Genomic DNA, 22,446 nt, shown 5'->3' with positions numbered 1-22,446 from the left:
CAGCCAAAGTTTCAGCTACACAATCAGAATGGAGAGGACCCATGTCCCCCAAAACGCTTTATGACAAGATCTGGGATGCCCATGTGGCACACGAAGCCGAAGACGGCACCAGCTTGCTTTATATTGACCGTCACCTCGTTCACGAAGTGACCAGCCCGCAGGCCTTTGAAGGCTTGCGCATGACCGGCCGCAAAGTGCGTGCACCGGAGAAAACCATCGCTGTGCCGGATCACAACGTGCCAACAACCAAGGGCCGTGAAAACCCGGAGCAGATGACCGAGGAAAGCCGCATTCAGGTGGCCGCGCTCGACAAGAACGCCAAGGAATTTGGTGTGCACTACTATCCGGTGTCTGACGTGCGTCAGGGCATCGTGCACATCGTTGGCCCGGAAAACGGCTGGACCCTGCCGGGCATGACCGTGGTTTGCGGCGACAGCCACACCGCGACCCACGGCGCATTTGGGTCGCTGGCCCATGGCATCGGCACCTCCGAGGTAGAGCACGTGCTGGCCACCCAGACGCTGATCCAGAAAAAGTCCAAGAACATGAAGGTGGAGATCACCGGCAAGCTGAACCCGGGCGTGACCGCCAAGGATGTGACGCTGGCCATCATCGGCGCCACCGGCACCGGCGGCGGCACCGGCTATGTGATCGAATACTGTGGGGAGGCGATCCAGTCGCTGTCCATGGAAGGCCGCATGACCGTCTGCAACATGGCGATTGAAGGCGGCGCACGTGCTGGCCTGATCGCTCCTGACCAGACCACCTTTGACTACTGCAAAGGCCGTCCGCACGCGCCAAAAGGCGCAGCATGGGAGCAGGCCGAGGCCTATTGGCGTACGCTCTACACCGATGAGGCTGCGCATTTTGACAAAGTCGTCACCCTGAAGGGCGAAGACATCCAGCCGGTTGTCACCTGGGGTACCAGCCCTGAGGATGTTCTGCCGATCACCGGTGTTGTGCCTGCACCTGAAGACTTTGAAGGCGGCAAGATTGAAGCGGCACGTCGCTCCATCGAGTACATGGGGCTGACCCCTGGCCAGAAGCTGACCGACATCGAGATCGACACAGTCTTCATCGGCTCCTGCACCAACGGTCGTATCGAAGACATGCGCGCCGTGGCTGAAGTGGTCAAAGGCAAGAAGATCAAAGAGGGCATGCGGGCGATGATCGTTCCGGGCTCCGGTCTTGTTCGGGCGCAGGCGGAAGAAGAAGGTCTGGCAGACATCTTCAAGGACGCCGGCTTTGAATGGCGTCTTGCGGGCTGCTCCATGTGTCTGGCGATGAACCCTGACCAGCTGTCGGAAAACGAACGCTGCGCCTCGACGTCCAACCGGAACTTCGAAGGCCGCCAGGGCTACAAAGGCCGCACACACCTTGTGTCGCCTGCCATGGCTGCTGCCGCTGCGATCACCGGCAAGCTGACGGACATCCGGGAACTGATGTAAGGCGGATCCTCTCATAGGCCTGTCGGGCGCTGCTTTGGCGCCCCACACGTCAGGGCTATGAGGGGCATCAACCCAGTTTCTTCAACCAGGCAACACGCAACGTCATGTTCACATCCTTTGATCCTATGGTGACCAACTGTGTAGGCGCGGCCCCTTTCTCTGGGCTGTCCGTGTCCCCATCTCAGTTGAAGCCGCGGCAGAATGTCGCGGCGCGCACCGCGCAGAGCACCCCGCTTTGTGCAGGAAAGGAGACTGAAAATGATCCGTGTTGTATTGCCGACTATCTTAGCTTTTGCCAGCCTGATGGGCCTATGGGCCATCACCGCGACCGTGATTGCGTAACGCAAGCTGTCAAAGCTTATATCTCTATCGAACACCCGATGGTCGGCGCGACCGTTGGGTGTTCTCGTTTTTGAATCGCTCTGAAAGGACGATAGAATGAAAAAGTTCGAAACTTTCTCCGGTATCGCCGCACCTATGCCGCTGGTGAACATCGACACAGACATGATCATCCCCAAGGTCTTCCTGAAGTCCATCGAACGCACGGGCTTTGGCAAGAACCTCTTTGATGAGATGCGCTACAACCGCGACGGCACAGAAATCCCAGATTTCGTGCTGAACAAACCACAGTACCGCAGCGCGCAGATCCTGATCGCGGGTGACAACTTTGGCTGCGGCTCTTCGCGTGAACACGCGCCTTGGGCGTTGGACGATTTTGGCATCAAGGTGATTGTATCCACCTCCTTTGCTGACATTTTCTTCAACAACAGCTTCAAGAACGGCATGCTGCCGATCGTTCTGCCACAAGAGCAGGTCGACGTGCTGATGGCCGACGCGGAGAAAGGCGAAAACGCCCGTATGACCGTGGATCTGGAAGCTCAGGAGATCACAACCTCGGATGGCGAGGTGATCAAATTCGAGGTGGATGCGTTCAAAAAGCACTGCCTGCTCAATGGTCTGGATGACATTGGTCTGACCATGGAGAAAGAAGCCTCTATCGACGCATATGAGGCCAAAGCGGGGGCGGAGCGCCCTTGGGTTTGACCCTTCGCTGACGCACTTCAGGCGCTGCCCCACCCGGGCGGCGCTTTTTTCTTGAGGGACGTGATGGATCTGACCAAGCGGTCTTTTGAAACCGAACGTTTGCTGGTCCGCAGTTGCGAGCTGGAGGACGCAGCCGCCCTTGCGCAGCTAATGACACCCGCGATCAGCCGATGGGTGGCCGCATGGCCAACATCACTGACTGCTGAGAACGCGCGTGCGCTTCTGAAGGGCGCCATTGAGGCCTCAAAGTCAGGCAGCACTTTTGCGTCTGTCGTGATCGATAAGGAAACCTGCGCGCTTATTGGCTGGCTCAAGATCGACCTTTCCAACGCCTCCCAAACTACGGGTGCCAAGTTCGGGGAATTTGGTTATTGGATTGGCGAAGCTTTCCAACGACAAGGCTATGCACTTGAAGTGTCACGCGGCGCGCTGGACTTCGGGTTTGACACTCTCGGGCTGGAAACAATGCGCGCGGGCGCGCAGGTGAAAAACCACGCCTCCCTCAGACTTCTTGAGAAACTTGGCATGGAGCCCGTTGGCGTTGAACGCGTCTGGGCCCCCGCCAGACAACGCCACGAAGAGTGCGCGTTTTGGCAGTTGCAGAATCCAAACATCTCATAGGTTGATTGAGCGACCAAGGCTGCTCTCGCCAAAGTGGCTCGCGCAAAACTCAATTGCGGCGCAATTGTGGCAACCCCTCCCGCGCGAAAATATCTCTGTTGATTCTCAGTGCGTTATCCGACGCCATAGTGGCCTATCCGATGAACTGCGCCAAAACACCGCCTTTTAAGGCCGTTATTGATGCATTCGGGCATCACATGGCCCTGAGCACCGCCCAATCTTAATCATTTCTCAAACAAATCCTTGAGCCGCGCCAAATTCCGGCGTCAAATTGTGGCGGAAATGGGGCAAACCGCCATTAAGTGCGGATAAAGACGGGATAAGTTCGCGGCAATGTATCGCGGCGTCCGGTTGAAGGGTACTACGGCAGTGATAGGCAGAATAATAGGAGCGGGCACACGCGCAGGCTTGGTTGCGTTGCTGTTTGCTTTGCCAGCGATAATCTTACCATCGATCAGCTCTGACGCGGTTCAGATCATGATGCTCTTTGCGTTGTTTTCTGGCTGCCTTGTGTTCATCGAATATGTATCCAGCGCGCCCTCCATCATTGAGTTTCGCTACGCACCGCCATTTAATAGGCTCCGTTTCCTGGCGATCTTCTTCACGGTTTTTGCACTCTCTGTGATTGCCCGTGGCGAAGTCGCCCCCAACGCATTCACCGCCTTTCTGCACGCTCTTGGGATCATTGTCGGCGACGCGATTGATTTCCCATATTCGCCGGTGCGCTTGATGGTGATCATGCTGCCAAACAATGCCTCAGCGGAATTGGTGCATCAGGTCCGTACTGCGTCGGGTCTGTCTTACCTGATCTCGCTGATCACTCTGGTGGTGTTCTTCTTCTATCTGCGCATTCTGGGATGGCCCGCCCGCAATGGCGCCTTCAATGTCTGGGTCAACCTGCCACTGTTCGACCCGACAGCGGGCGGAGATGTGATGCCCCGTTTGCAACGCGATGGCCGCCTTAACATTGCGTTAGGGTTTCTTATGCCATTCTTAATTCCGGCGATCATTCAGATGATGTCGGATTTGATTGACCCGATTTATCTGAGCGACCCGAAGACAATGATCTGGACAATCAGCGCATGGGCATTTGTACCCGCCAGCATGATCATGCGCGGCATGGCCATGACCCGTGTTGCGACCTTGATCAACGAGAACCGCCGTCGCGCTTATGCGGCCTCTCGCAGTGCGCACGCACAGCAATCTCGGGTTTCCTCCACCGCCTGATCCAAACACTTTGGATATTTGGCCTGTTGTGCACGCCTGTCTGGGGCGAAACCATCCGTGTTGCGACCTATGACGTGGAGCTTTCGCGCAAAGGCCCCGGCCTCATGCTGCGGGATATTCAGCGCAACGACGATCAAATGCAGGCCATCACCCAGGTGGTCGCACACGTCTCGCCAGATATCCTGTTTCTGCAAGGCGTGGATTATGATGCGGACCTACTGGGACTGAAGGCGCTGCGCGATCGCTTTTCCGAGGCGGGCCTGACCTTTCCCCACCTCTTTGCGCTCAAGCCGAACACCGGCATACCCACGGGTTTGGACATGAACGGTGATGGCTATCAGCACGATGCAGAGGACGCACAGGGATTTGGACAATTTCAAGGTGCATCAGGCATGGCTGTCCTCTCGCGTTGGCCCTTTGGAGAGGTGCGAGATTTCAGCGGGCTTTTGTGGCGTGATTTGCCAGAGGCTCAACTGCCAAGGGTGGACGATACCCCATTTCCTTCGCAGGAGGCGCAGGCGATCCAGCGACTTTCCACCGTTGGCCACTGGTCACTGCAGGTGATACCGCCAAACGGTGCGTTCACGCTGATGCTCTTTGCCGCTGGGCCGCCAGTCTTTGATGGGCCGGAAGATCGAAACGGGCGGCGCAATGCCGATGAAATCCGACTGTGGCAACATCTGTTGGATGGAAAGCTCGGCCCCGCCCCTGAGCCCCCTTTCGTTATCATGGGCGGCGTAAATCTTGATCCGTACTCCGGAGAGGGACGGCGCCATGTGATTGCAGATTTGCTTGCGGATCCCCGACTGCAAGACCCGCTTTCAGATGCTGGCGCAACCGTTGACTGGAAGGAGCCGACGCCCGGAGACCTGCGGGTCGACTACCTCCTACCTTCGGCAAACATCACAGTGGAGCATGCAGGTGTGTTCTGGCCCAAACCGCCTGATCCGGACGCAGCGCTTCTGGAACACAAGACCACACCGGCCAGCCGTCACCATATCGTTTGGGCCGACATCCGATATTGATCGGTTTCTCAAGCATTCCAGCGCATTCAAGCCCCTTGTTTCTTGATCTTTTGCGCCTGTCTCGCTAACCCGTAGCGAACCCAAAGGATCAAGGACGACACCCATGAGCAACCCTTCGCTTCTCATCCTCGCCGGCGACGGCATCGGCCCAGAAGTCATGACCGAAGTTCAGCGCGTTATCGGCTGGTTTGGCGACAAGCGCGGTCTGAAATTTGACGTGAGCGAAGACCTCGTGGGCGGCGCAGCATACGACAAACACGGTGTGCCGCTGCATGACGACACCATGGCGAAAGCCCAAGAGGTGGACGCGGTACTGCTGGGTGCTGTGGGCGGCCCGAAATACGACGATTTGGACTTCTCCGTAAAGCCGGAGCGCGGCCTGCTGCGCCTGCGCAAAGAGATGGACCTTTTTGCCAACCTGCGCCCGGCACAGTGTTTTGACGCGCTGGCAGACTTTTCCTCTCTGAAGACTGACATCGTGTCTGGCCTGGATATCATGATCGTGCGCGAGCTGACCGGTGGTGTGTACTTCGGCGAGCCACGCGGCATCTTTGAAGAAGGCAACGAGCGTGTGGGCATCAACACCCAGCGTTACACCGAGAGCGAGATCGAGCGTGGCGCACGCGCAGCGTTTGAACTGGCGATGGTGCGCGACAAGCGTCTGTGCTCCATGGAAAAAGCCAACGTGATGGAAAGCGGCATCCTGTGGCGAGAAGTTGTGAACGAAGTTGCCAAAGACTACCCGGAGGTAGAACTGTCCCACATGTATGCCGACAACGGTGCGATGCAGCTGGTGCGCGCCCCCAAACAGTTTGACGTGATCTACACCGACAACCTGTTCGGCGACATCCTGTCTGACTGTGCGGCGATGCTGACCGGCTCTCTGGGTATGCTGCCCTCTGCGTCCCTTGGTGCACCGATGGCCAATGGCCGACCAAAGGCGCTGTATGAACCCGTACACGGCTCCGCACCAGACATCGCAGGCCAGGGCAAAGCGAACCCATGCGCCTGTGTGCTCTCCTTCGCGATGGCGCTGCGCTATTCCTTCAATGAAGGTGCCGAAGCGGATCGTCTGGAAGCGGCTGTTGAGAAAGTGCTGGCAGACGGTGTGCGCACCGCAGACCTGATGCAGTCCGAAGGTGAGACACCGGTCTCCACCTCCGAGATGGGCGACGCCCTGCTCGCGGCACTGGACGCCAGCCTCTGATCACGTGGCTTTCACAACCAAAACAAAAGGCGCCTCATCGGGCGCCTTTTTCTTTGAGCGTTTGCTTATTGCAAAGCGGGTCGCGGGTTCTTTTGCGCGTGGCTGTAAATCGAGCGGACGCTCCACTCCACGGAATTGCGCATTGTGCGCCCGAGGGCTGTGTCAAACGCCAGAATAACGTCTTCGATCTCATCACTCGCCGTCTGCACCACAGCTTCGAACGACTTTGAGTCGATGATCTGGTTGTTAAACGAATCCACGATTTTCAGGTTTAGACGCACATCGATCTTGAGGGCTTCGGTGCCTTCAATTTCGACGACCGGGAGTCGCGCCTGAAACTCACGCAGGTCGGTTACAATGACATAATCCGGGCGCAAGCCAACGCTTGAACGGCCAACCGAGCGGACTTTGCCGCTGTTCTCATAGCTCTCCACCAGCAGGTTCTGCACGATCACCGGCGCGCGGTCGACCCAGCGGGCACGGGGCAAATATTCGATCTGATAAGGTGTCGGCTGCACCGCAATCTGATCGGTGTTCACTGCAGACGAAGCTGTCGGCTCTTCCACCACGATTTGCTGGCGAATACGCGGCAGCCCTGAGGCAAAAGTGCTTTTGGGTGTCAGCGTATAAAGATCTGTTGGCGTCGTGGCACGATTGAGGGTCTCAATCCCCGTGCACCCAGAAAGCGCCACCGCGCCCAGCATCATGCCTGCCCATACCAGTCGCATCATCGACGAAACTCCGATCCTTGAGTGCCCAGAAGGAACCGAGCTGGATCACGCCTGATCAGCTCAACCAACCGGTCCATGTTGTTTATGAGAAACCGCGCTTCTTCCACGAAACGGGTGGCCTGCGGCAGACCGATGCGGAAGAACTCCGTCACCTGACGCTCGTTTTGCGCAACGATACCATCCAGACGCCCCAATAGGGCCGAAGCAGATTGCGAGGCAGCAAGCACCTCATCTGCAGCCCGGTCAATGTCGTCTGTCACACCGTTGACCGTGCCGGACACGGCGGAAACAGCGCCGCTGATATCTGTAAGAATGCCAGAAATCTCTTCATCCAGAATGCGATTCACACCGGTGAATGTCTCACGGGCGGTGCCCAGCGTGTCATCTGCTGTTTCCATCGCTTCGGTGATCGCCGCAAGTGTCACATTGGAGCGTGCAAATGTGTCTGTGGCCGCAAGCAGCGCTGCACTGCCCTGCTCTGACAGGGTATCGAGATCACCGGCGACCCCCACCGCAAGCGCGTCGATGTTGCCAATCATCGTGTTGGCAGATTTTGCCGCCGCGCTGATTTCGGCAACGAGATCAGGTAGCTCTGTGTCCACAGTTGTTCGAATGGTATCAAGCGCATCACGCGCGCTGGTCGCTGCTGCGCGCGCCTCGGCGACAAAGGTTGCCCCGTCACCTTCAACCAAAGTTGTGACGCTGTCTGCGGTTGCATCAACCGAGCGCAGCATCTCATCTGACAGATCCAGCGCCTCATCCAGATTGGCCAAAGTGGTCTGCGCCTGAACAAGGCGCGCTGTGGCCTCGGCAATCAACAGAGCGCCTTCTGTGGAAATCGAAGACACGCCGGTTTCAATCACAACCAATGTATCATTGGCCTGATCCAACAGAGGCGGCAGCTTGGTGTCAGCCAGTGAACGCACCGAACTGAGCGTTTCCGTCGCCTCATTGGCAAGCGGTTTGATATCTGTGCTCAGCACCTCGTTGGCGGTATCTGAGGTCACACGCACAGAATTCAGCGTATCCGTTGCTGTGTTGGTCGCTGTCTCAAAAGCCGCAATCGCACTTTCAGATTGATCGACCCGTGCCTTGATGCTGCTGCCCACTTCTTCATAACGGCTCATCAGGTTTGAGGCGTCTTGCCCCACCTGAGCCACCTGTGTTTCGAGCACTGAGGCGGTGTCCTGTACCTGCTGCACCAGTGCAGGCAGGCGTTCTTCAACCAGATTGCGTGCTGATTGCAGCGTGGCCAGCGCGGAAGGCTCAAGCACCGTCACAACGCCTTCGAGGGCGGCGGCGGCGTCCGCACCGCGGGTGATGAAATCACTCAACTGATCCTTCATCAGCGCATCCGCCGTGCCAAAGGCGCTTTCAGCGTTGCGCAATGTGCCTTCGGTGCGATCAGCGGCCACGCGGATGCTACCAAGCGTTGTGGTGGCCTCTTCCAAGGTTTCCTCCGCCGTGTCGGAAAGTTGCTCAAGTCGACCAGTGAAGGCCGCAATCTCACGCGCGGCACTTCCTACATCTGTCGACAGGGTTTCAAACTCAGACAGCGTGCGATCAAGCCGTCCTGACGCGCTTGAGAGGTTCTCAAGCAGCGATGTCACGGCCTCTGTGTTCTCATCACTCACGACCGATTGCAGCCGCTCCAGAAGCTCAATGGCCTTTCCCATCAGCTCTGGCGCGCTTTCCACAACGGATTGCAAAGCACTGGCCTCCGTTGGAATTTCGCCAAACTGAGGCAAGGCCTGCGCCTCGGGAGTGCCGCCGGAAAGCGCCACAAAGCTCACACCGGTCACGCCCTGGCCCTGAAGCTTCGCAATCGTGTCGGTCTTCACGGGGGTGTCCGCGCCAACTTCGATGCGTACGCGCACCCGAGAGGGGTCTTCGTCGTCGAGCTCCAACATCACAACCTGCCCAACCGGCAAGCCGTTGTAGCGGACGCCGCCCGCCATTCCGAGGCCCGACACATTGTCAAAAAGCACGTCGTAATATGCGTACTGCCGCTCCAGATCGACTTTGGCGAGCCAGAACACAAACAGGAAAGAGCCGATCAAACCGACCAGCGCGAACACCCCAATCAGGAGGTAGTTTGCCCGTGTCTCCATCTGCCCTTAACTCCTACTGCCTTTGACCTGCGCCGCACGCGCGCGTGGTCCCGTAAAATATTCCTGAACCCAGGGATGATCGACATCTGTCATGGTCTCAATCGGCCCTTCTACCAGCACGCGCTTCTCTGCCAATACGGCAATCCGGTCACAGATGGCATAAAGGCTGTCCAGATCGTGGGTCACCATAAACACGGTGATACCAAGCGCACGCTGCAATTCCCCAATCAAATCGTCGTAGGCGGCCGCGCCAATCGGATCGAGACCCGCCGTCGGTTCATCCAGGAACACGATCTGCGGATCAAGCGCCAAGGCCCGGGCCAAAGCGGCCCGTTTGCGCATCCCGCCCGACAGTTCACTTGGCAGCTTCTCACAGGCAAAATGCGGGAGCCCTACCAGCCCGATCTTTAGCGCGCCGAGATCCTTCATCAGGTTTTGGGAGAGTTTAAGATGCTCAAGCATCGGTGCCATAACGTTTTGAAGAACGGTGAGGCTGGAAAACAGCGCGCCGTCCTGAAAGGCGACTCCCCAGCGGGTCTCAACCTTGCGTCGTTCGGCCTCAGGGGCGTGCAGCACATCGGTGCCAAGCACCTCGATGCGGCCAGCCGCCGGACGGTTCAGCCCGACAATCGTGCGCAGCAATACGGATTTACCGGTGCCGGACCCTCCAACGATACCCAGCACTTCGCCCCGCCAGACATCCAGATCCAGATTGTCATGCACCACCTGCTTGCCAAACTGATTGCGCAAACCGCGCACCTTGATGACCGCTTCACGCTCTTCTGTGACATCGTCCAGAGGTTGTGTCTCCACCACGTTCATATGCCCAGCTCCGCGAAGAAGATCGAAAACAGGGCATCCAGTGCGATCACCAGAAAGATGCTCTGCACCACGCTCGAAGTCGTGCGCTGCCCAACGCTGGTAGAGCTGCTTTTCACTTGGAAGGCCTGCCAACAGGCCACAACGCCGATCACCAGCGCAAAGAATGGTGCTTTGACCATACCGACCAGAAGGTGGCTTACATCCGTGTTCTCATACAGCCGGGTGACAAACATGCCCGGGCTGACACCCAGGTTGATCCAACTCATGAGAGCGCCGCCAAAGAGGCCAAACAGATTGGCCACAAAGCCCAGCAATGGCAGCATGATCAGGAGCGCCAGAACGCGCGGCACCACCAGCACGCGCACTGGATCGAGCCCGAGCGTCTGCATCGCGTCAATTTCCTGCTGCACTTTCATGGATCCCACCGAAGCGGTGAAAGCGGACCCTGACCGGCCAGCGACAATGATCGCGGTGAGCAGGATCCCCAATTCCCGGAGCACGGAAATCGAGATCAATTCAACGACAAAAACTTCTGCGCCAAAGCGCTGCAATTGAGTTGCCCCCTGAAAGGCCAGAACCACACCGATCAGAAAACCCATAAGCCCAATGATGGGCACAGCGTTGAAGCCAGTGTCCTGCATATGGGTCACGAGTGACGCCCAGCGCAGCTTGTGCGGACGAGACAGTTCGCGCGCCAATGCGGCGAGTGTTTGCCCCAGAAAACTGATCAATGAGAGCGCGTTGTGATAGCCCCCAACCAAAGACTTGCCCCACTCCTCCAGCCAGGCCCAGGCTGAATGCGCAGCAGCGTCGTGCACCTCTTCATCCGGAGCCGCAGCGGAAACCGTGCGGATCAACGCCAGTTGATCCTGCGCACCACCATCAATGGCAACCTCCGCTCCCGCACGGCTTAGTCTGTCGCGCAAATGCGTGACCATCCAGGCGCCGCCTGTGTCCATCGCCGTGAGATCAGAAAGATCGACCCGCACCGTGCCGGCGTTTGCCGAAACCTGTGCAAAAGGTCTCTCCATCTCTGCAAGATGTTCGGTCAGAAGCGCACCGGACAAACGCACAACCGTCTCGTTACCCGTCGCTTCGACGTGCAGTTTGGGGCGCTTGTTGGTCATGAAACCAACACCATCTGGCTTGAGGCATACGCCACTTTCGTCCCGGTCATTTTGGTCCCAAATGCGTGGAGTCGTCTTGCGTCCCGCCACCTTTATCAAACCGCATCAGCGCTTTAAACCCCAAGGACTATCGCAGCGGCACCCGCTGCTCCAAAGCGTCAATATTTGGACGCGGCAAGTGTTGAAACGCCCTTAGGACCATCTGCCGCGCGCGCGCGCCTTCCCAGTCCCGTGGCAACACCAGATCCTGCACCGCCCCGTGCCTCAAACAAAGGCGGCGCCAGTGATGCAACACCACAAGCCTCAGGCTCGTGCGGTCAAACAGGTCTTCAGGCACCGGATGCGCAAGCACCTTTTCCACGACAGAGGCGAGTTCATCATATTCCGCGCGCATCACCTGAGGCGCCACGGTCTCCGTAACCCACTCTGGCATATCACTGGGCGCAAAGGCGCTCAGCAGGCAGCCCTGCGGGGTCTCCGATAGATCGCTCACCAAAGCGCTGCGGGTCGACAGTGGCACCGCACCCGCAGGCAAAAGCGCCTCAAACTCCGCGACGGCTAAGGATGGCTCTCCGATCAACAAACTCACGGTCGCAGCGGCGTTTCCCTTGGCACCGTAAACCTGTGGACGTGCGCGCTCCGTCGCGGCCCATCCCTCTGCGGACAGACGATGCGCAGACATACGTCCGCGCTTTTCGGTAACCACCCACCCGTCCCGCCGGAGCCGGTGCAGCGCCACGCGCAATGCCTGATTGTTGATCCCAAGCGGCCGCACCAATGCATCCAGAACAGGTCCGGAAATCCAGCTCTCTTTATCCTGCAAGAGGTCGCCCAAAATGGTCACGACCACCGACCAAACCTTGATCGGACCACAGTCGCGCACCGCGTTGATATCTTCTTGCAGATCAACCTGTTGCATAACCCCCAGTTTACGCTTGCTGCAGCGCAACAACAAGCGGGGCACGTTGCGTCACATGCACTCTCCCTTGATGCGCGTGCCGACCCGGCCCATGCTGAGGTGGTATAGGGACCGCTTCAGGAGGAGGAGCCCCCATGTGGAGGAGCACATCCATCTCGCCAGACTCACCGGAGTTTGCCGCGAACCGCACCGCTATGTTGACGGCCGTTGAGGACCTGCGCGCCTTGGAGAAGCGGACCGCAGATAAATCCGAACAACGCCAGGAACGTTTCGCCGCACGTGGGCAGATCACCCCGCGCGAACGCCTGGGACGCCTGCTGGACCCTGGCATGGCGTTTTTGCGCCTACACAGCCTTGCGGGCTATCTCCAAGACACCGACGATCCCGACACCTCCCTGCCCGGCGCGACCTTTTTGATGGGGATCGGCTTTGTCTCAGGTGTGCGCTGCATGGTTGTGGTGGACGACAGCGGCATAAACGCCGGCGCACTTTCGCCAATGTCTTTGCAAGCCATACTGTCCGCGCAAGACATCGCCTTGCGCCAAAAGCTGCCATTTGTGCATCTGGTCGAAAGCGCAGGGGCAAACCTGATGAACTACCGGGTGGAAGATTGGGCTCTGGGTGGCGGTGTCTTTCGCAACCTCGCCCGCCTTTCTGCCGCAGGCCTGCCCACCATTGCCGTACTGCATGGTCCTTCCACTGCCGGTGGCGCCTATATGCCGGGACTGTCTGACTATGTGATCGGCGTGAAGAAAAACGGGATGGCGGCGCTGGCGGGTGCGGCTTTGGTAAATGCCGCAACAGGCGAAGTCGCCAAGGACGCAAATCTCGGCGGAGCAGAAATGCACGCGACCACCTCTGGCCTCGTCGAGTATCTGGCCGAAGATGATGTTCACGCCATCGCGTTGGCCCGTCGGGTGATATCCCGGCTCGATTGGAACAAAGACTTGCAGATGCCTGATATCCGCAGTTTTGACACCCCCCGCTATGATACTGACGAAATAGCGGGCGTTGTCCCGGCTGACTGGACCACCCCTTATGATGCTCGTGAACTTGTTGCTCGGCTGGTGGATGGCTCAGATTTTGATGAATTCAAATCAGGCTTCGGCGCTGCCACACTCTGTATCCAAGCTCAGATTCATGGCCATACAGTCGGTATCATTGCCAACAACGGCCCAATTGATCCGGCGGGTGCCAATAAGGCAACCCACTTCATACAAGCCTGCGATCAGGCCGGTACGCCGCTTGTGTTCTTAAACAACACCACAGGCTACATGGTCGGCACTGCCTATGAGCAGACGGGAATGATCAAACATGGCTCTAAAATGATCCAAGCAGTCAGCAATGCCCGTGTGCCTAAGATCACGCTCTACTGCGGCGCCTCTTTCGGAGCGGGCAACTACGGCATGTGCGGCATCGCCTACCAACCTGACTTCTTGTTCTCTTGGCCGACCTCCCGCTCCGGCGTCATGGGCGGGGTGCAGGCCGCCAAAACCATGTCGCTCGTGGCGCGTGCTGGCGCTGCCCGCAAGGGTGTGGAGCTTGATGAAGCGCGTATCGCGAAGCAGGAAGCGGCCATCGAAAATCTCTTTGATGCGCAGAGCTCCCCCTTCTTCACCTCAGGGAAAGTCCTTGACCATGGCGTGATCGACCCCCGCGAAAGCCGCAAGGTAATCGCCTTCTGCCTGGATACCGTGGCGGAGGCGCGACGTCGAAACCTCAACCCCAACAGCTTTGGTGTAGCGCGGATGTGACGAGCCCTGCCCCGACCTCAGCCAAGTCCGCACGCCACATCAAGATACTCAGCCGCGCATCAACTCCGCACGAAGCCCCACCGTGAAAGACCAATTATGACCCTCACCCAAGCTGACGACTTCCTCGCCGAATCCGAAACGCTACACGCCGCCATCGCAGACCTGAGCGACGCGGAGTTGCGCATGACAACCCAATTCAAAGACTGGAGCATCGAAGATGTTCTTGTGCATCTGCATTTCTGGAACATCGCCGCCGATCTTTCCGCCACCGATGAGGCCGCGCTGCAAAAACAAGTTGGTGCCGTCATGGCCTCACTCAAAGACACCGGCTCCATGCGCGGCGCGGAAAATGAAGCGATCACCGAACGCGGCACCGCTTTGCGGAGCCTATGGATCAACAAAGCGCGTGAAATGGCGCGCCGCTGGCGCGACATGGATCCCAAAGCGCGGCTCAGCTGGGTGGGGCCCTCCATGTCAGCGCGCTCCTCGATCACCGCGCGCCAGATGGAAACCTGGGCGCATGGCTTTGAGATCTTCGACCTGCTTGGCAAAACCCGCGCCGAGGCGGACCGGATCAAAAACATCGTTGTACTTGGGGTCAACACATTCGGCTGGTCCCATCAGGTTCACAGCCTGCCGATACCTGAGGCCATGCCAACACTCTCTCTCACTGCTCCGTCCGGGGACGTCTGGTCCTTTGGTGAGGATACCGAAAACACCATCAGCGGGCCGGCGGTCGACTTCGCTGCAGTCGTCACACAAACTCGGGCTTTTGCCGATACCTCATTAATTGCCTCCGGCAACGTGGCACAGACATGGATGGCCAACGCGCAATGCTTTGCAGGTCCGCCAGAAACACCTCCTGCGCCGGGCAGCCGTCACCGCCTGAGCGCCACAGATCACGGGTGATCCATGGATAAGGCGATCCTCACCTGCGCGCTGAATGGCGTGCTAACCGACCCGGCAAAGCACCCCGTGCCCGTCACCCCGGCACAATGTGCCGCCTCCGCGAGAGAAGCCATGGATACGGGCGCAAGTGTGATTCACATCCATTTCCGGCAACAAGAGCCGGGCAAAGGTCATTTGCCAAGCTGGGATCCCCAGGTGGCAGCGGAAATTGTAGGCGCGATCCGCGATGCCTGTCCGGGTATCCTGATCAACGCGACCACTGGCGCAATCGGGCCGGATTACTCCGGCCCCCTCAATGTTCTGCGCGCCCTGAAACCGGAGATCGCCGCCTGCAACGCGGGCTCGCTCAACTACCTGAAACTGCGGGCAAACGGGGACTGGGCCTGGCCGCCGATGCTGTTTGAAAACACTCCTGACAAAATTCAGGAGCATCTTGACGTGATGGCTCAGACGGACACCCTGCCGGAATTTGAGTGTTTTGACACTGGTATCGTACGCTCTGTTGCCATGTATGTTGCCAACGGCATGACCAAACGCGCGCAGTACAACCTCGTGATGGGTGTCGCCTCCGGTATGCCAGTCAGTCCAGTGCTTTTAGAGTTTCTACTGCCCTACCTCATGGAAGGCAGCCATTGGCAGGCCACACTGATCGGCCGCGCTGAGATCTGGGAAACTCACCAGAAGGCAGCAGATCTGGGCGGGATGCTGCGCACCGGTGTTGAGGACACCTTCTACCTGCCCGATGGTGAGAAAACGCGCTCCAATGGCCAACTGATCGAAGCGCTTGCGACCTGCGCGCGCAATGCAGGTCGGGCGATTGCGTCACCGGAGGAGGCACGCACCATCTTGGGGATATCCTAGGCGCTTGATCTTGTTCTCTTTCCCGCCATAGTGACCGGATGATCGACTTGCTGCCGCCAGACCTTGCCCAAGCTGCCGCCATCGCACTGCTGCTGACAAGTTTCGCGGGGTCGTTCATCACGGCTGCGTTTGGCATTGGCGGGGGCGTCGCCTTTCTGGGGGCTTGCGCAATCTTATTGCCACCCGCCGCAATCATCCCAGTGCACGGTGTTGTGCAGCTCGGCTCCAATGCGATCCGCGCGCTGATGTTCCTGCGCTATGTGATCTGGGCAGCCCTACCTGCTTTTGTCATCGGCTCCGTCGCGGGTGTCGCCATTGGCGGTAGCGTTGTGGTCAGCTTGCCGGGCTGGCTTGTCCAATCCGTCGTCGGACTCTTCATCCTCTGGGTGGTGTTTTCCAAACCTCCCAAATGGCTGTCGCGCTGGCCTCTGATCACAGGACTTCTGTCCAGCTTCCTGACGATGTTCTTTGGCGCGACCGGTCCCTTTGTGGCGGGTTATGTCAAAACCTTGCAACTCGATCGCCACAAGCATGTGGCCCTACAAGCCGCAATGATGACTGTACAACACGGGCTCAAGGTTGCGATGTTCGGCCTCTTGGGGTTCGCCTTTGCAGAATGGGCGCTTTTGATTTCTGGCCTGATCGCATCGGGTGCCTTTGGCACTTGGGTCGGCAAACAGGTGCTGGGCAAGATGAGCGACCACGGCTTTCATCGCATACTCAACGTGATCCTCGTGTTGCTCGCATTGCGCCTCATCTGGGGCGGGGTGGGCGCGTTTTTCTAAAGTAGCGCGTTGGAATTCCGCACCGCCGCGATACCGCGACACAACAGACGTATTGCAGATACATCTTTTCATCCCCATTTGCCCCGAAACGGGGAACGGTGTATGACGCCACCCTGATCAGGAAAGCGCGCGCGATGACCCAACATAGATCCGAACTTTTGATGCCAGCCGGCAACCTCCGTAAACTCAAAATGGCCGTCCTTTATGGTGCGGATGCCGTTTATCTCGGCACGCCAGACATGAGCCTTCGGACGAAGTCTGAGTTCTCACTAGAAGACGTGATCGAAGGCGTAAAATTCTGCCATGAGCACGGGCGTCGCGCTTATCTGACGCTGAATTTGTTCAGCCATAACAAAGATATCCCGAAACTCGATGAATACATCGACACAGTGCGTAAAGTGAACCCCGACGGGTTGATCATCTCCGACCCCGGCGTGTTCCAATACGTCCGTGAACGGGCACCGGAGATCCCGCTGCATGTCTCCACGCAAGCCAATATCGCAAGCTGGCTGACCACGCAGTTTTGGCAGTCCCAAGGCGCCGATCTTGTTGTGCTGGCGCGCGAAGTCAGCTTCCCGGAACTGGAAGAGATTCGCGAAAAATGCCCTGACATCAAGCTCGAAGCCTTTGTCCACGGTGCCATGTGCATGACCTATTCCGGTCGCTGCCTGCTGTCCAACTTCATGGCAGAGCGCGGTGCCAACCAAGGTAACTGTGCCAACTCCTGCCGCTGGAACTACAAATTCCACATGCGTCTGAAAGACGGTACCGTGCAAGAATTGATCGTGGATGAAGACAACATCCACATGTTTGAGTTCCTGCTCGAAGAAGGCGTACGGCCCGGCGAGTTCCTCCCCATTCAGGAAGACGAGCGCGGCAGCTACATCCTAAACTCCAAAGATCTGTGTCTGCTGCCCAAACTTGATGACTATCTGCGCATTGGCGTAGACAGCCTCAAAGTCGAAGGGCGCGGTAAATCAGAATACTACGCCGCCATCGTTGCGCGCGCCTACCGCATGGCGATCGATGATTACTACGCAGATCCGGAAAATTGGGACGCATCGGACTACATGAGCGAGCTAGAGACTGTGGGCAACCGCGGCTACACGCTGGCGTTCCACAAGGGCCGCCTGACCAATCTCGCCCACGGTTATGAGCAAACCCAAGCAATTGCCCATTGGGAATACGCGGGGTTTGTAACCGAAGTTGTCGATGATGCCTTCCATGTGGAGGTCAAAAACAAACTCGAGCCGGGCGACGTGTTGGAAATCGTATCCCCCGTAGCTCGCAATACAATCCTGCTTCGCGCCTATGATTATGAGATCGCTGCAACCGGAGAGAAAAAAGACGTCATTCACGGCTCCACCAAGACCGTGATCCGCATGCCCTTCTCCCTGTTTGAGCATGAAGACATCGAAGATCTGCGCAACAACTTCCCCCCCATGACAGTCATCCGCAAAGAGCGCGCCTTGACCGATGAGCAATGGAAGCGCCTTCAACTCGATAAGACGGCGCTGGCGATGGAGGTGAAGGACACCACCAATGAAACGGCTTATAAACGTCGGCGTGATGCGCTGGTGGAGGCAATTGAGGCTGACACCAACACCAAGCGCTTCAAGACCAACCGCAAAGGCACGGAAGGTTGCTGCGGCAAGGGGTGCAACGGCTGCTTGATCTTCTGGGAAGACCCGATGTACGCCAAAGCGCGCGATGTTCTGAAGGAGCGCAAGATGGGTTCCATGCTCAGCCGCGCTGAGGCAACAGAGCTGAAGCTCCCCGCAGCAGAGTAAAGCAAAAAGCCCGGTCAGTGACCGGGCTTTTCTTTATGTTCTATAGAAATAATAGCGTTCAGGCGCGACGGTTGTCGGACCACGCACTTGCTCAAAGCCCACCAAAGGCTGACCGGACACAAGCACTCCGCCCGGCAACATGATCTTTTTGATCAGCTCTGAGAGGCGTGCAGCTTCGGCAACGTCTTTTGCCTTGTCACCAAAACCAAAATCATAGTGCGCCATAGCGATCTTGGTGCCGTCAGTTGCCATCTTGTTGAGCATCTCTTCGGCTTCGCCCTGCAAGAAGTCTTCCTCAGGCGGCACACAGGAGGGGTGACAGTTCAACGCGCGATCGATCACCCAGATGCGGCGATCTGCTGCGATTTCCCGGATGTGGTCATAGGTGCGCCCGTTTCCAAGGCCCATGTCCAGAAAGTCGCCCTTGAGGCTGTCCACCATGGTATTGGCCCATTCCAGCCCATCCGCCTGAGCGGCCAAACGGCGCATCATGCTATTCAATCGGCTCATAATTCGCCCTTTCGGTCGTGGCGATAGAGCCGCACAGGCCCATCGCAAATCTCTTTCAAAAACTGTTCGGAAAAATTCCAGATATCGTCGTCGTGCACAAGATGGTGGGTCAAATATCCCAAGGCCTCGTGATTGTCTGTGAGACCGGCGCGCCGATCTTTCAGCAGGACAACGAGCTGTGCAACCAAGGCTTCCGGCGCCACCAACCCTCTGGTGCCCCGCCAGTAGATCGGATCCAGATGGGTGTTGATCTGCGCCACACCAGGCGCTGCAAAGGGCTGATTGCGCGGCTGATAGGTGGACACCGCATCATATCCCAACGTCGCCAAAGCAGGCATCAAGGCCACGTCCATTCGGTTCCATGGTGGGACAAACATCATCGCCAAACGATTTCCGAACAGGGATGTCATCTGCTCCAGCGCCGTAGCCAAATCCGCTTGCGCCACCTCAGGCGGGCGACCGGCTCCGAACTCCGCGTTCTTGATCCCCGCAGGAGTATGGCTCAGATGCGCCCATCCATGCACAACCGGCACGAACGTGTCGTGGAGTGTCTGCGCCAAGTCAGCGGTCGCCTGTTTGGGAATGATTGCCAGATGCACGGGCACCTCGACTGCGGCGCTCAGCGCTCCGAGGTGGTCCAACGCATCGGTCGGGGCCACCGCATCATCATCACGCCACCAGAACGGCAATGTCAGCCCGGCAGCACGCCACTCCCGAAATTCTGCCCTGAGCGGCCCCCAGTCAATCTTCACCCGCGCTTCTCCGCGAGCAGTTGCTGGGCGATACGCACGCTTCCTGCAGCCCCATCCATGCGCATATCGGTCGGCGGCTGTCTCCCATGCGCCAACACCCGCTTCAGTTCAGAAAGCAGGTTATCAGGGGTTAGATCCACGGAACTTAAGACTTCAATGCCCGGCTGTCTTGCCAGCGCGCGGGCCCGCAGCGTCTGCTCCACTTCGCCTGCATCAGAAAACGGCACGAAAACCGTGGGTACGCCAGTCTGCAACACATCCAGCGCTGTATTGTACCCGCACATGCTGACTGTCGCTTCGGCGTTCAACAGCATCTGGCGAAAGTCCGGGCTTACCGGCTCGATGATGATGGTGGGATCATTGGCGATCGCCTGCAGTTCTGATACTCGGGCGTCCTTGTCGGCACCTCCCACCAGCAGCCGCCAGCGTAGCGGGCTGCGTTTCGCAGCTGCTATGGCGCATCTATAAAGCTCTTCCCCAACCGAGCCACCGCCCGTGCTGACAATGACCTCTCCGACGCCAGGGCCATTCTCGACTGCTACCGGTGCCGCTGGGGCAACGTAGCCTGTATAGTGCAACATGGCTCGCACATCATTGGTAACGGGCCAACTCACGTCAAATGTGGTGAGTTCTTCATCCGAATGCACAAGCACGCCGTCATAAAACTGCTTGAGCAGATCCCGTGTATCTCCGGCTTTGCTGACCTTGGAGGGGGGCTCCAGAATATCGCGCACCGACGACAGCACAATGGGTCGCGTTTTAAGTGCATGGGCCGCCTCGAGCAGAGCCACAAACTCCTTGGCCAAGCTGCGCCGTCCAAAAGGATACAACTCTGTTATCACAACATCGGGCTGCATCTCATTGACGGTTTTCACCGCCATTGCGCGACGCGCTTCCAGATAATCACCGTCAGCAACCCGGTTTTGATCAGTCAATAATTTTTTGAACTCCACACCGTCAGAAGCCACCGGAGGCAATTGAATCAACGGTACATCATCGGTGTTGAGGTGCGGCGCGGGACGCCCTCCCGAAAGCACAACCGCATCATGCCCATCTGCCACAAAGGCGCGTGCCAGATTGAGGGCACGAGACAAATGCCCTGTGCCTAAAAGGTGGGTAACAACGATCAGTACTTTCATACGCTGCGCCTCTCCAAACGAATTATCTCCGGGTCTGCGACCCTAATCATATCATCCTGAAGTTCCACCACAAAAAGTCGGTTTCGTTTCACGGCGAAAGGGGCAGGACCATCGAAGCTCCAGCCATGAGCTTTGGCCAAGATCATGCGCATGATACCAATATGACAAACCGCAAGCGTGTCCCGTTCGCGGGCAAAGAGCCAAGGCGCGATGCGCGCCCAAACCTCACGCGGGCTTTCCCCTTCTGGCGGGCGATAATCCCATCCCCACGCCTCAATATCGCGAAAGCCGCTATTGGGATCGGCTTGCAGGTCGACACCTTTCTTGCCTTCCCATTGGCCCCAGTCCATCTCCGTCAGCGCATCCACCGTTTCAGGGGAACGTCCCGTGACAATCTCTGCCGTTTCTCGCGCACGGGCCAACGGGCTGGACACAAGATCGGCCTCTCCCCAAGGGGCAGGCAGGGCAAACTCCGACAAATCCCCACGCGCCTGATCATCCAATGGAATGTCCGTGCGTCCCTGAATTTGATGGGCCCGGTTCCAAGCCGTATGGCCATGTCGCATCATCGCAAGTCTGATCATGATCTCTCTTTCATCAGAGGATGCAACGCACCCCAGATCGTATTTCTGGCTGCAGGGAGCAAATGCCGCGATTGCGCCAAAGTCCTTGCCGCTTCAGATCGCAACCTATGGTGCGCATCATCGTAGAGCGCGCGACCAAGCGCTTCGGCAAGCTGTTCTGGTGCGCCCTGCGCAATCAATCCGCCTGCCTCGACCACTTCGTTGACGCCGGCACGGTCCTCCGCCACCACCGGCACGCCATGCGCCTGTGCTTCCAGATAAACCATGCCAAAGGCTTCATTCACGCCGGGCCAAAAGAACGTTTTTGCCCGCCCATAGGCTGCTGCCATACCTGCCGCGTCGAGCGCTCCCAAAAAGCGGACGCGATCACCAAAAGGAGCCATCATCTTGGCAACTTCGCTGTGCATTGGCCCATCTCCGGCAATCTCTAACTGCCAAGGGGCATCCCCCATGTGTCGGAGCGCTTCTGCCGCAATCTGATAAGAAGATAGCTTGTCTCCCGCGCGCATCATGCCCGCGATGAACACGTTCTGAGTTTGCGCACTTGCTGGCTCCGGCAATGTCTCCATTGCCAGAAACGGCGATAGGCCGACGAGTTTCTCAGCGCCTAATGTGGCGCGCAATGCCATGGCATCGCGCTCTGTGAAACAAAAAATAGCGTCGGCGGCCTCGCAAGCGGCCATCGCCCCACGCTCAAAAGTATCCCACAGCCCACCCAACCGTTTGCTGGCAAGAGTTGCCTCCACCAGCAAGTAAGGGATGCCAAGCGCCTTTGAGACTGTTGGGCCGAGCAGATCAGGCGCTTTGTAGTAATTGTGATAGGTCACCCAAGCCTGCCACCCTTCACCACGCCCGCGCGTGATCAGGGTTTCAGCTTCCTCTTGCGCCTGCTGGATCAACACCGATTGGTACGCGGCGCTCCCTTGTTTGTCCAAACTGCGCAGCTCAGACACCAGCACAGGCTGAGCGCTATCTGAGCTCAATACCCGCATGAGGTTGCGTGCGATTTCGCGCTCACCAGACGGAACCGTATGGTTTGGCGATTTTAAGGGCGCATAAAATGCAATCCGCCCCATCGCT

Annotated in this window: 21 protein-coding genes; 11 read left to right on the top strand and 10 right to left on the bottom strand. The window is 58.0% G+C overall.

Annotated elements, in window-relative coordinates; genetic code table 11:
* Nucleotides 1–41: 41 nt before the first annotated feature.
* The 6 genes from leuC to leuB all read left to right on the top strand — a co-directional run bounded on the left by leuC (nt 42) and on the right by leuB (nt 6,572).
* Nucleotides 42–1,448, top strand: coding sequence for a 3-isopropylmalate dehydratase large subunit (gene leuC, locus J7412_RS02395; protein ID WP_209076668.1), 1,407 nt, complete (start codon nt 42–44; stop codon nt 1,446–1,448).
* Between the two features lie 438 nt (nt 1,449–1,886).
* Nucleotides 1,887–2,492, top strand: coding sequence for a 3-isopropylmalate dehydratase small subunit (gene leuD, locus J7412_RS02390; protein ID WP_209058634.1), 606 nt, complete (start codon nt 1,887–1,889; stop codon nt 2,490–2,492).
* Nucleotides 2,493–2,555: 63 nt separating this feature from the next.
* Nucleotides 2,556–3,113 carry a GNAT family N-acetyltransferase gene (locus tag J7412_RS02385; RefSeq protein ID WP_209076667.1) on the top strand — a complete coding sequence of 186 codons (558 nt, stop codon included), beginning with the start codon at nt 2,556–2,558 and terminating at the stop codon, nt 3,111–3,113.
* Between the two features lie 477 nt (nt 3,114–3,590).
* Nucleotides 3,591–4,340 (top strand): hypothetical protein, encoded by a 750-nt coding sequence (locus J7412_RS02380; protein WP_348540453.1) that lies wholly within the window; start codon nt 3,591–3,593, stop codon nt 4,338–4,340.
* Nucleotides 4,341–4,366: 26 nt separating this feature from the next.
* The gene (locus J7412_RS02375; RefSeq protein ID WP_247743723.1) at nt 4,367–5,365 is read left to right on the top strand and encodes an endonuclease/exonuclease/phosphatase family protein; all 999 of its coding nucleotides are present in this window, start codon (nt 4,367–4,369) and stop codon (nt 5,363–5,365) included.
* Nucleotides 5,366–5,468: 103 nt separating this feature from the next.
* Complete coding sequence (leuB, locus tag J7412_RS02370) at nt 5,469–6,572, top strand: 3-isopropylmalate dehydrogenase (RefSeq protein ID WP_209058627.1); 1,104 nt, start codon at nt 5,469–5,471, stop codon at nt 6,570–6,572.
* 65 nt (nt 6,573–6,637) lie between these two features.
* Here leuB and J7412_RS02365 read toward each other — a convergent pair whose 3' ends face one another.
* The 5 genes from J7412_RS02365 to J7412_RS02345 all read right to left on the bottom strand — a co-directional run bounded on the left by J7412_RS02365 (nt 6,638) and on the right by J7412_RS02345 (nt 12,282).
* Complete coding sequence (locus tag J7412_RS02365) at nt 6,638–7,303, bottom strand: ABC-type transport auxiliary lipoprotein family protein (protein WP_209076663.1); 666 nt, start codon at nt 7,301–7,303, stop codon at nt 6,638–6,640.
* Entirely contained in the window at nt 7,300–9,414 is a 2,115-nt protein-coding gene (locus J7412_RS02360) for an MlaD family protein (RefSeq protein WP_209076661.1), read from the bottom strand. Before J7412_RS02360 ends, J7412_RS02365 begins: the two co-directional genes overlap by 4 nt.
* A gap of 6 nt (nt 9,415–9,420) precedes the next feature.
* Nucleotides 9,421–10,236 (bottom strand): ATP-binding cassette domain-containing protein, encoded by an 816-nt coding sequence (locus J7412_RS02355; protein ID WP_209076658.1) that lies wholly within the window; start codon nt 10,234–10,236, stop codon nt 9,421–9,423.
* Complete coding sequence (locus tag J7412_RS02350) at nt 10,233–11,363, bottom strand: MlaE family lipid ABC transporter permease subunit (protein WP_209076656.1); 1,131 nt, start codon at nt 11,361–11,363, stop codon at nt 10,233–10,235. The genes J7412_RS02355 and J7412_RS02350 overlap by 4 nt, the downstream gene beginning before the upstream one ends.
* A gap of 127 nt (nt 11,364–11,490) precedes the next feature.
* The gene (locus J7412_RS02345) at nt 11,491–12,282 is read right to left on the bottom strand and encodes a PaaX family transcriptional regulator C-terminal domain-containing protein (RefSeq protein WP_209076654.1); all 792 of its coding nucleotides are present in this window, start codon (nt 12,280–12,282) and stop codon (nt 11,491–11,493) included.
* Nucleotides 12,283–12,416: 134 nt separating this feature from the next.
* On the opposite strand from J7412_RS02345, the gene J7412_RS02340 reads away from it, so the two are divergent.
* From J7412_RS02340 to J7412_RS02320, 5 genes are all read left to right on the top strand, one after another.
* Nucleotides 12,417–14,036 carry a carboxyl transferase domain-containing protein gene (locus J7412_RS02340; protein ID WP_209076653.1) on the top strand — a complete coding sequence of 540 codons (1,620 nt, stop codon included), beginning with the start codon at nt 12,417–12,419 and terminating at the stop codon, nt 14,034–14,036.
* A 96-nt stretch (nt 14,037–14,132) separates the two neighbouring features.
* Nucleotides 14,133–14,945, top strand: coding sequence for a TIGR03084 family metal-binding protein (locus J7412_RS02335; protein WP_209076652.1), 813 nt, complete (start codon nt 14,133–14,135; stop codon nt 14,943–14,945).
* 3 nt (nt 14,946–14,948) lie between these two features.
* Complete coding sequence (locus J7412_RS02330; protein WP_209076646.1) at nt 14,949–15,806, top strand: 3-keto-5-aminohexanoate cleavage protein; 858 nt, start codon at nt 14,949–14,951, stop codon at nt 15,804–15,806.
* Nucleotides 15,807–15,844: 38 nt separating this feature from the next.
* On the top strand, nt 15,845–16,591 hold the full coding sequence (locus tag J7412_RS02325; protein WP_209076644.1) for a sulfite exporter TauE/SafE family protein: 747 nt from the start codon (nt 15,845–15,847) through the stop codon (nt 16,589–16,591).
* 134 nt (nt 16,592–16,725) lie between these two features.
* On the top strand, nt 16,726–18,381 hold the full coding sequence (locus tag J7412_RS02320; RefSeq protein ID WP_209076641.1) for a U32 family peptidase: 1,656 nt from the start codon (nt 16,726–16,728) through the stop codon (nt 18,379–18,381).
* A 33-nt stretch (nt 18,382–18,414) separates the two neighbouring features.
* Here J7412_RS02320 and J7412_RS02315 read toward each other — a convergent pair whose 3' ends face one another.
* Genes J7412_RS02315 through J7412_RS02295 form a run of 5 tightly spaced genes read right to left on the bottom strand, consistent with a single transcriptional unit; the run spans nt 18,415 to nt 22,442 of the window.
* Nucleotides 18,415–18,891: a class I SAM-dependent methyltransferase gene (locus tag J7412_RS02315; protein ID WP_209076640.1), complete on the bottom strand. Its 477-nt coding sequence runs from the start codon at nt 18,889–18,891 to the stop codon at nt 18,415–18,417.
* Nucleotides 18,888–19,643 (bottom strand): polysaccharide deacetylase family protein, encoded by a 756-nt coding sequence (locus tag J7412_RS02310; RefSeq protein WP_209076639.1) that lies wholly within the window; start codon nt 19,641–19,643, stop codon nt 18,888–18,890. Before J7412_RS02310 ends, J7412_RS02315 begins: the two co-directional genes overlap by 4 nt.
* Nucleotides 19,640–20,782, bottom strand: a complete 1,143-nt coding sequence (locus J7412_RS02305) for a glycosyltransferase (RefSeq protein ID WP_209076638.1) — start codon at nt 20,780–20,782, stop codon at nt 19,640–19,642. The genes J7412_RS02310 and J7412_RS02305 overlap by 4 nt, the downstream gene beginning before the upstream one ends.
* On the bottom strand, nt 20,779–21,366 hold the full coding sequence (locus J7412_RS02300; RefSeq protein WP_209076637.1) for a histidine phosphatase family protein: 588 nt from the start codon (nt 21,364–21,366) through the stop codon (nt 20,779–20,781). Before J7412_RS02300 ends, J7412_RS02305 begins: the two co-directional genes overlap by 4 nt.
* On the bottom strand, nt 21,363–22,442 hold the full coding sequence (locus J7412_RS02295) for a glycosyltransferase family 4 protein (protein ID WP_209076636.1): 1,080 nt from the start codon (nt 22,440–22,442) through the stop codon (nt 21,363–21,365). The genes J7412_RS02300 and J7412_RS02295 overlap by 4 nt, the downstream gene beginning before the upstream one ends.
* Between the last annotated feature and the right edge of the window lie 4 nt (nt 22,443–22,446).

Source organism: Shimia sp. R9_3, assembly GCF_017743755.1.
In the GTDB taxonomy this organism is placed as follows: domain Bacteria; phylum Pseudomonadota; class Alphaproteobacteria; order Rhodobacterales; family Rhodobacteraceae; genus Shimia.
Note: the sequence above shows the minus strand (reverse complement) of the source record. Positions and strands in the feature narration are given on the sequence as shown.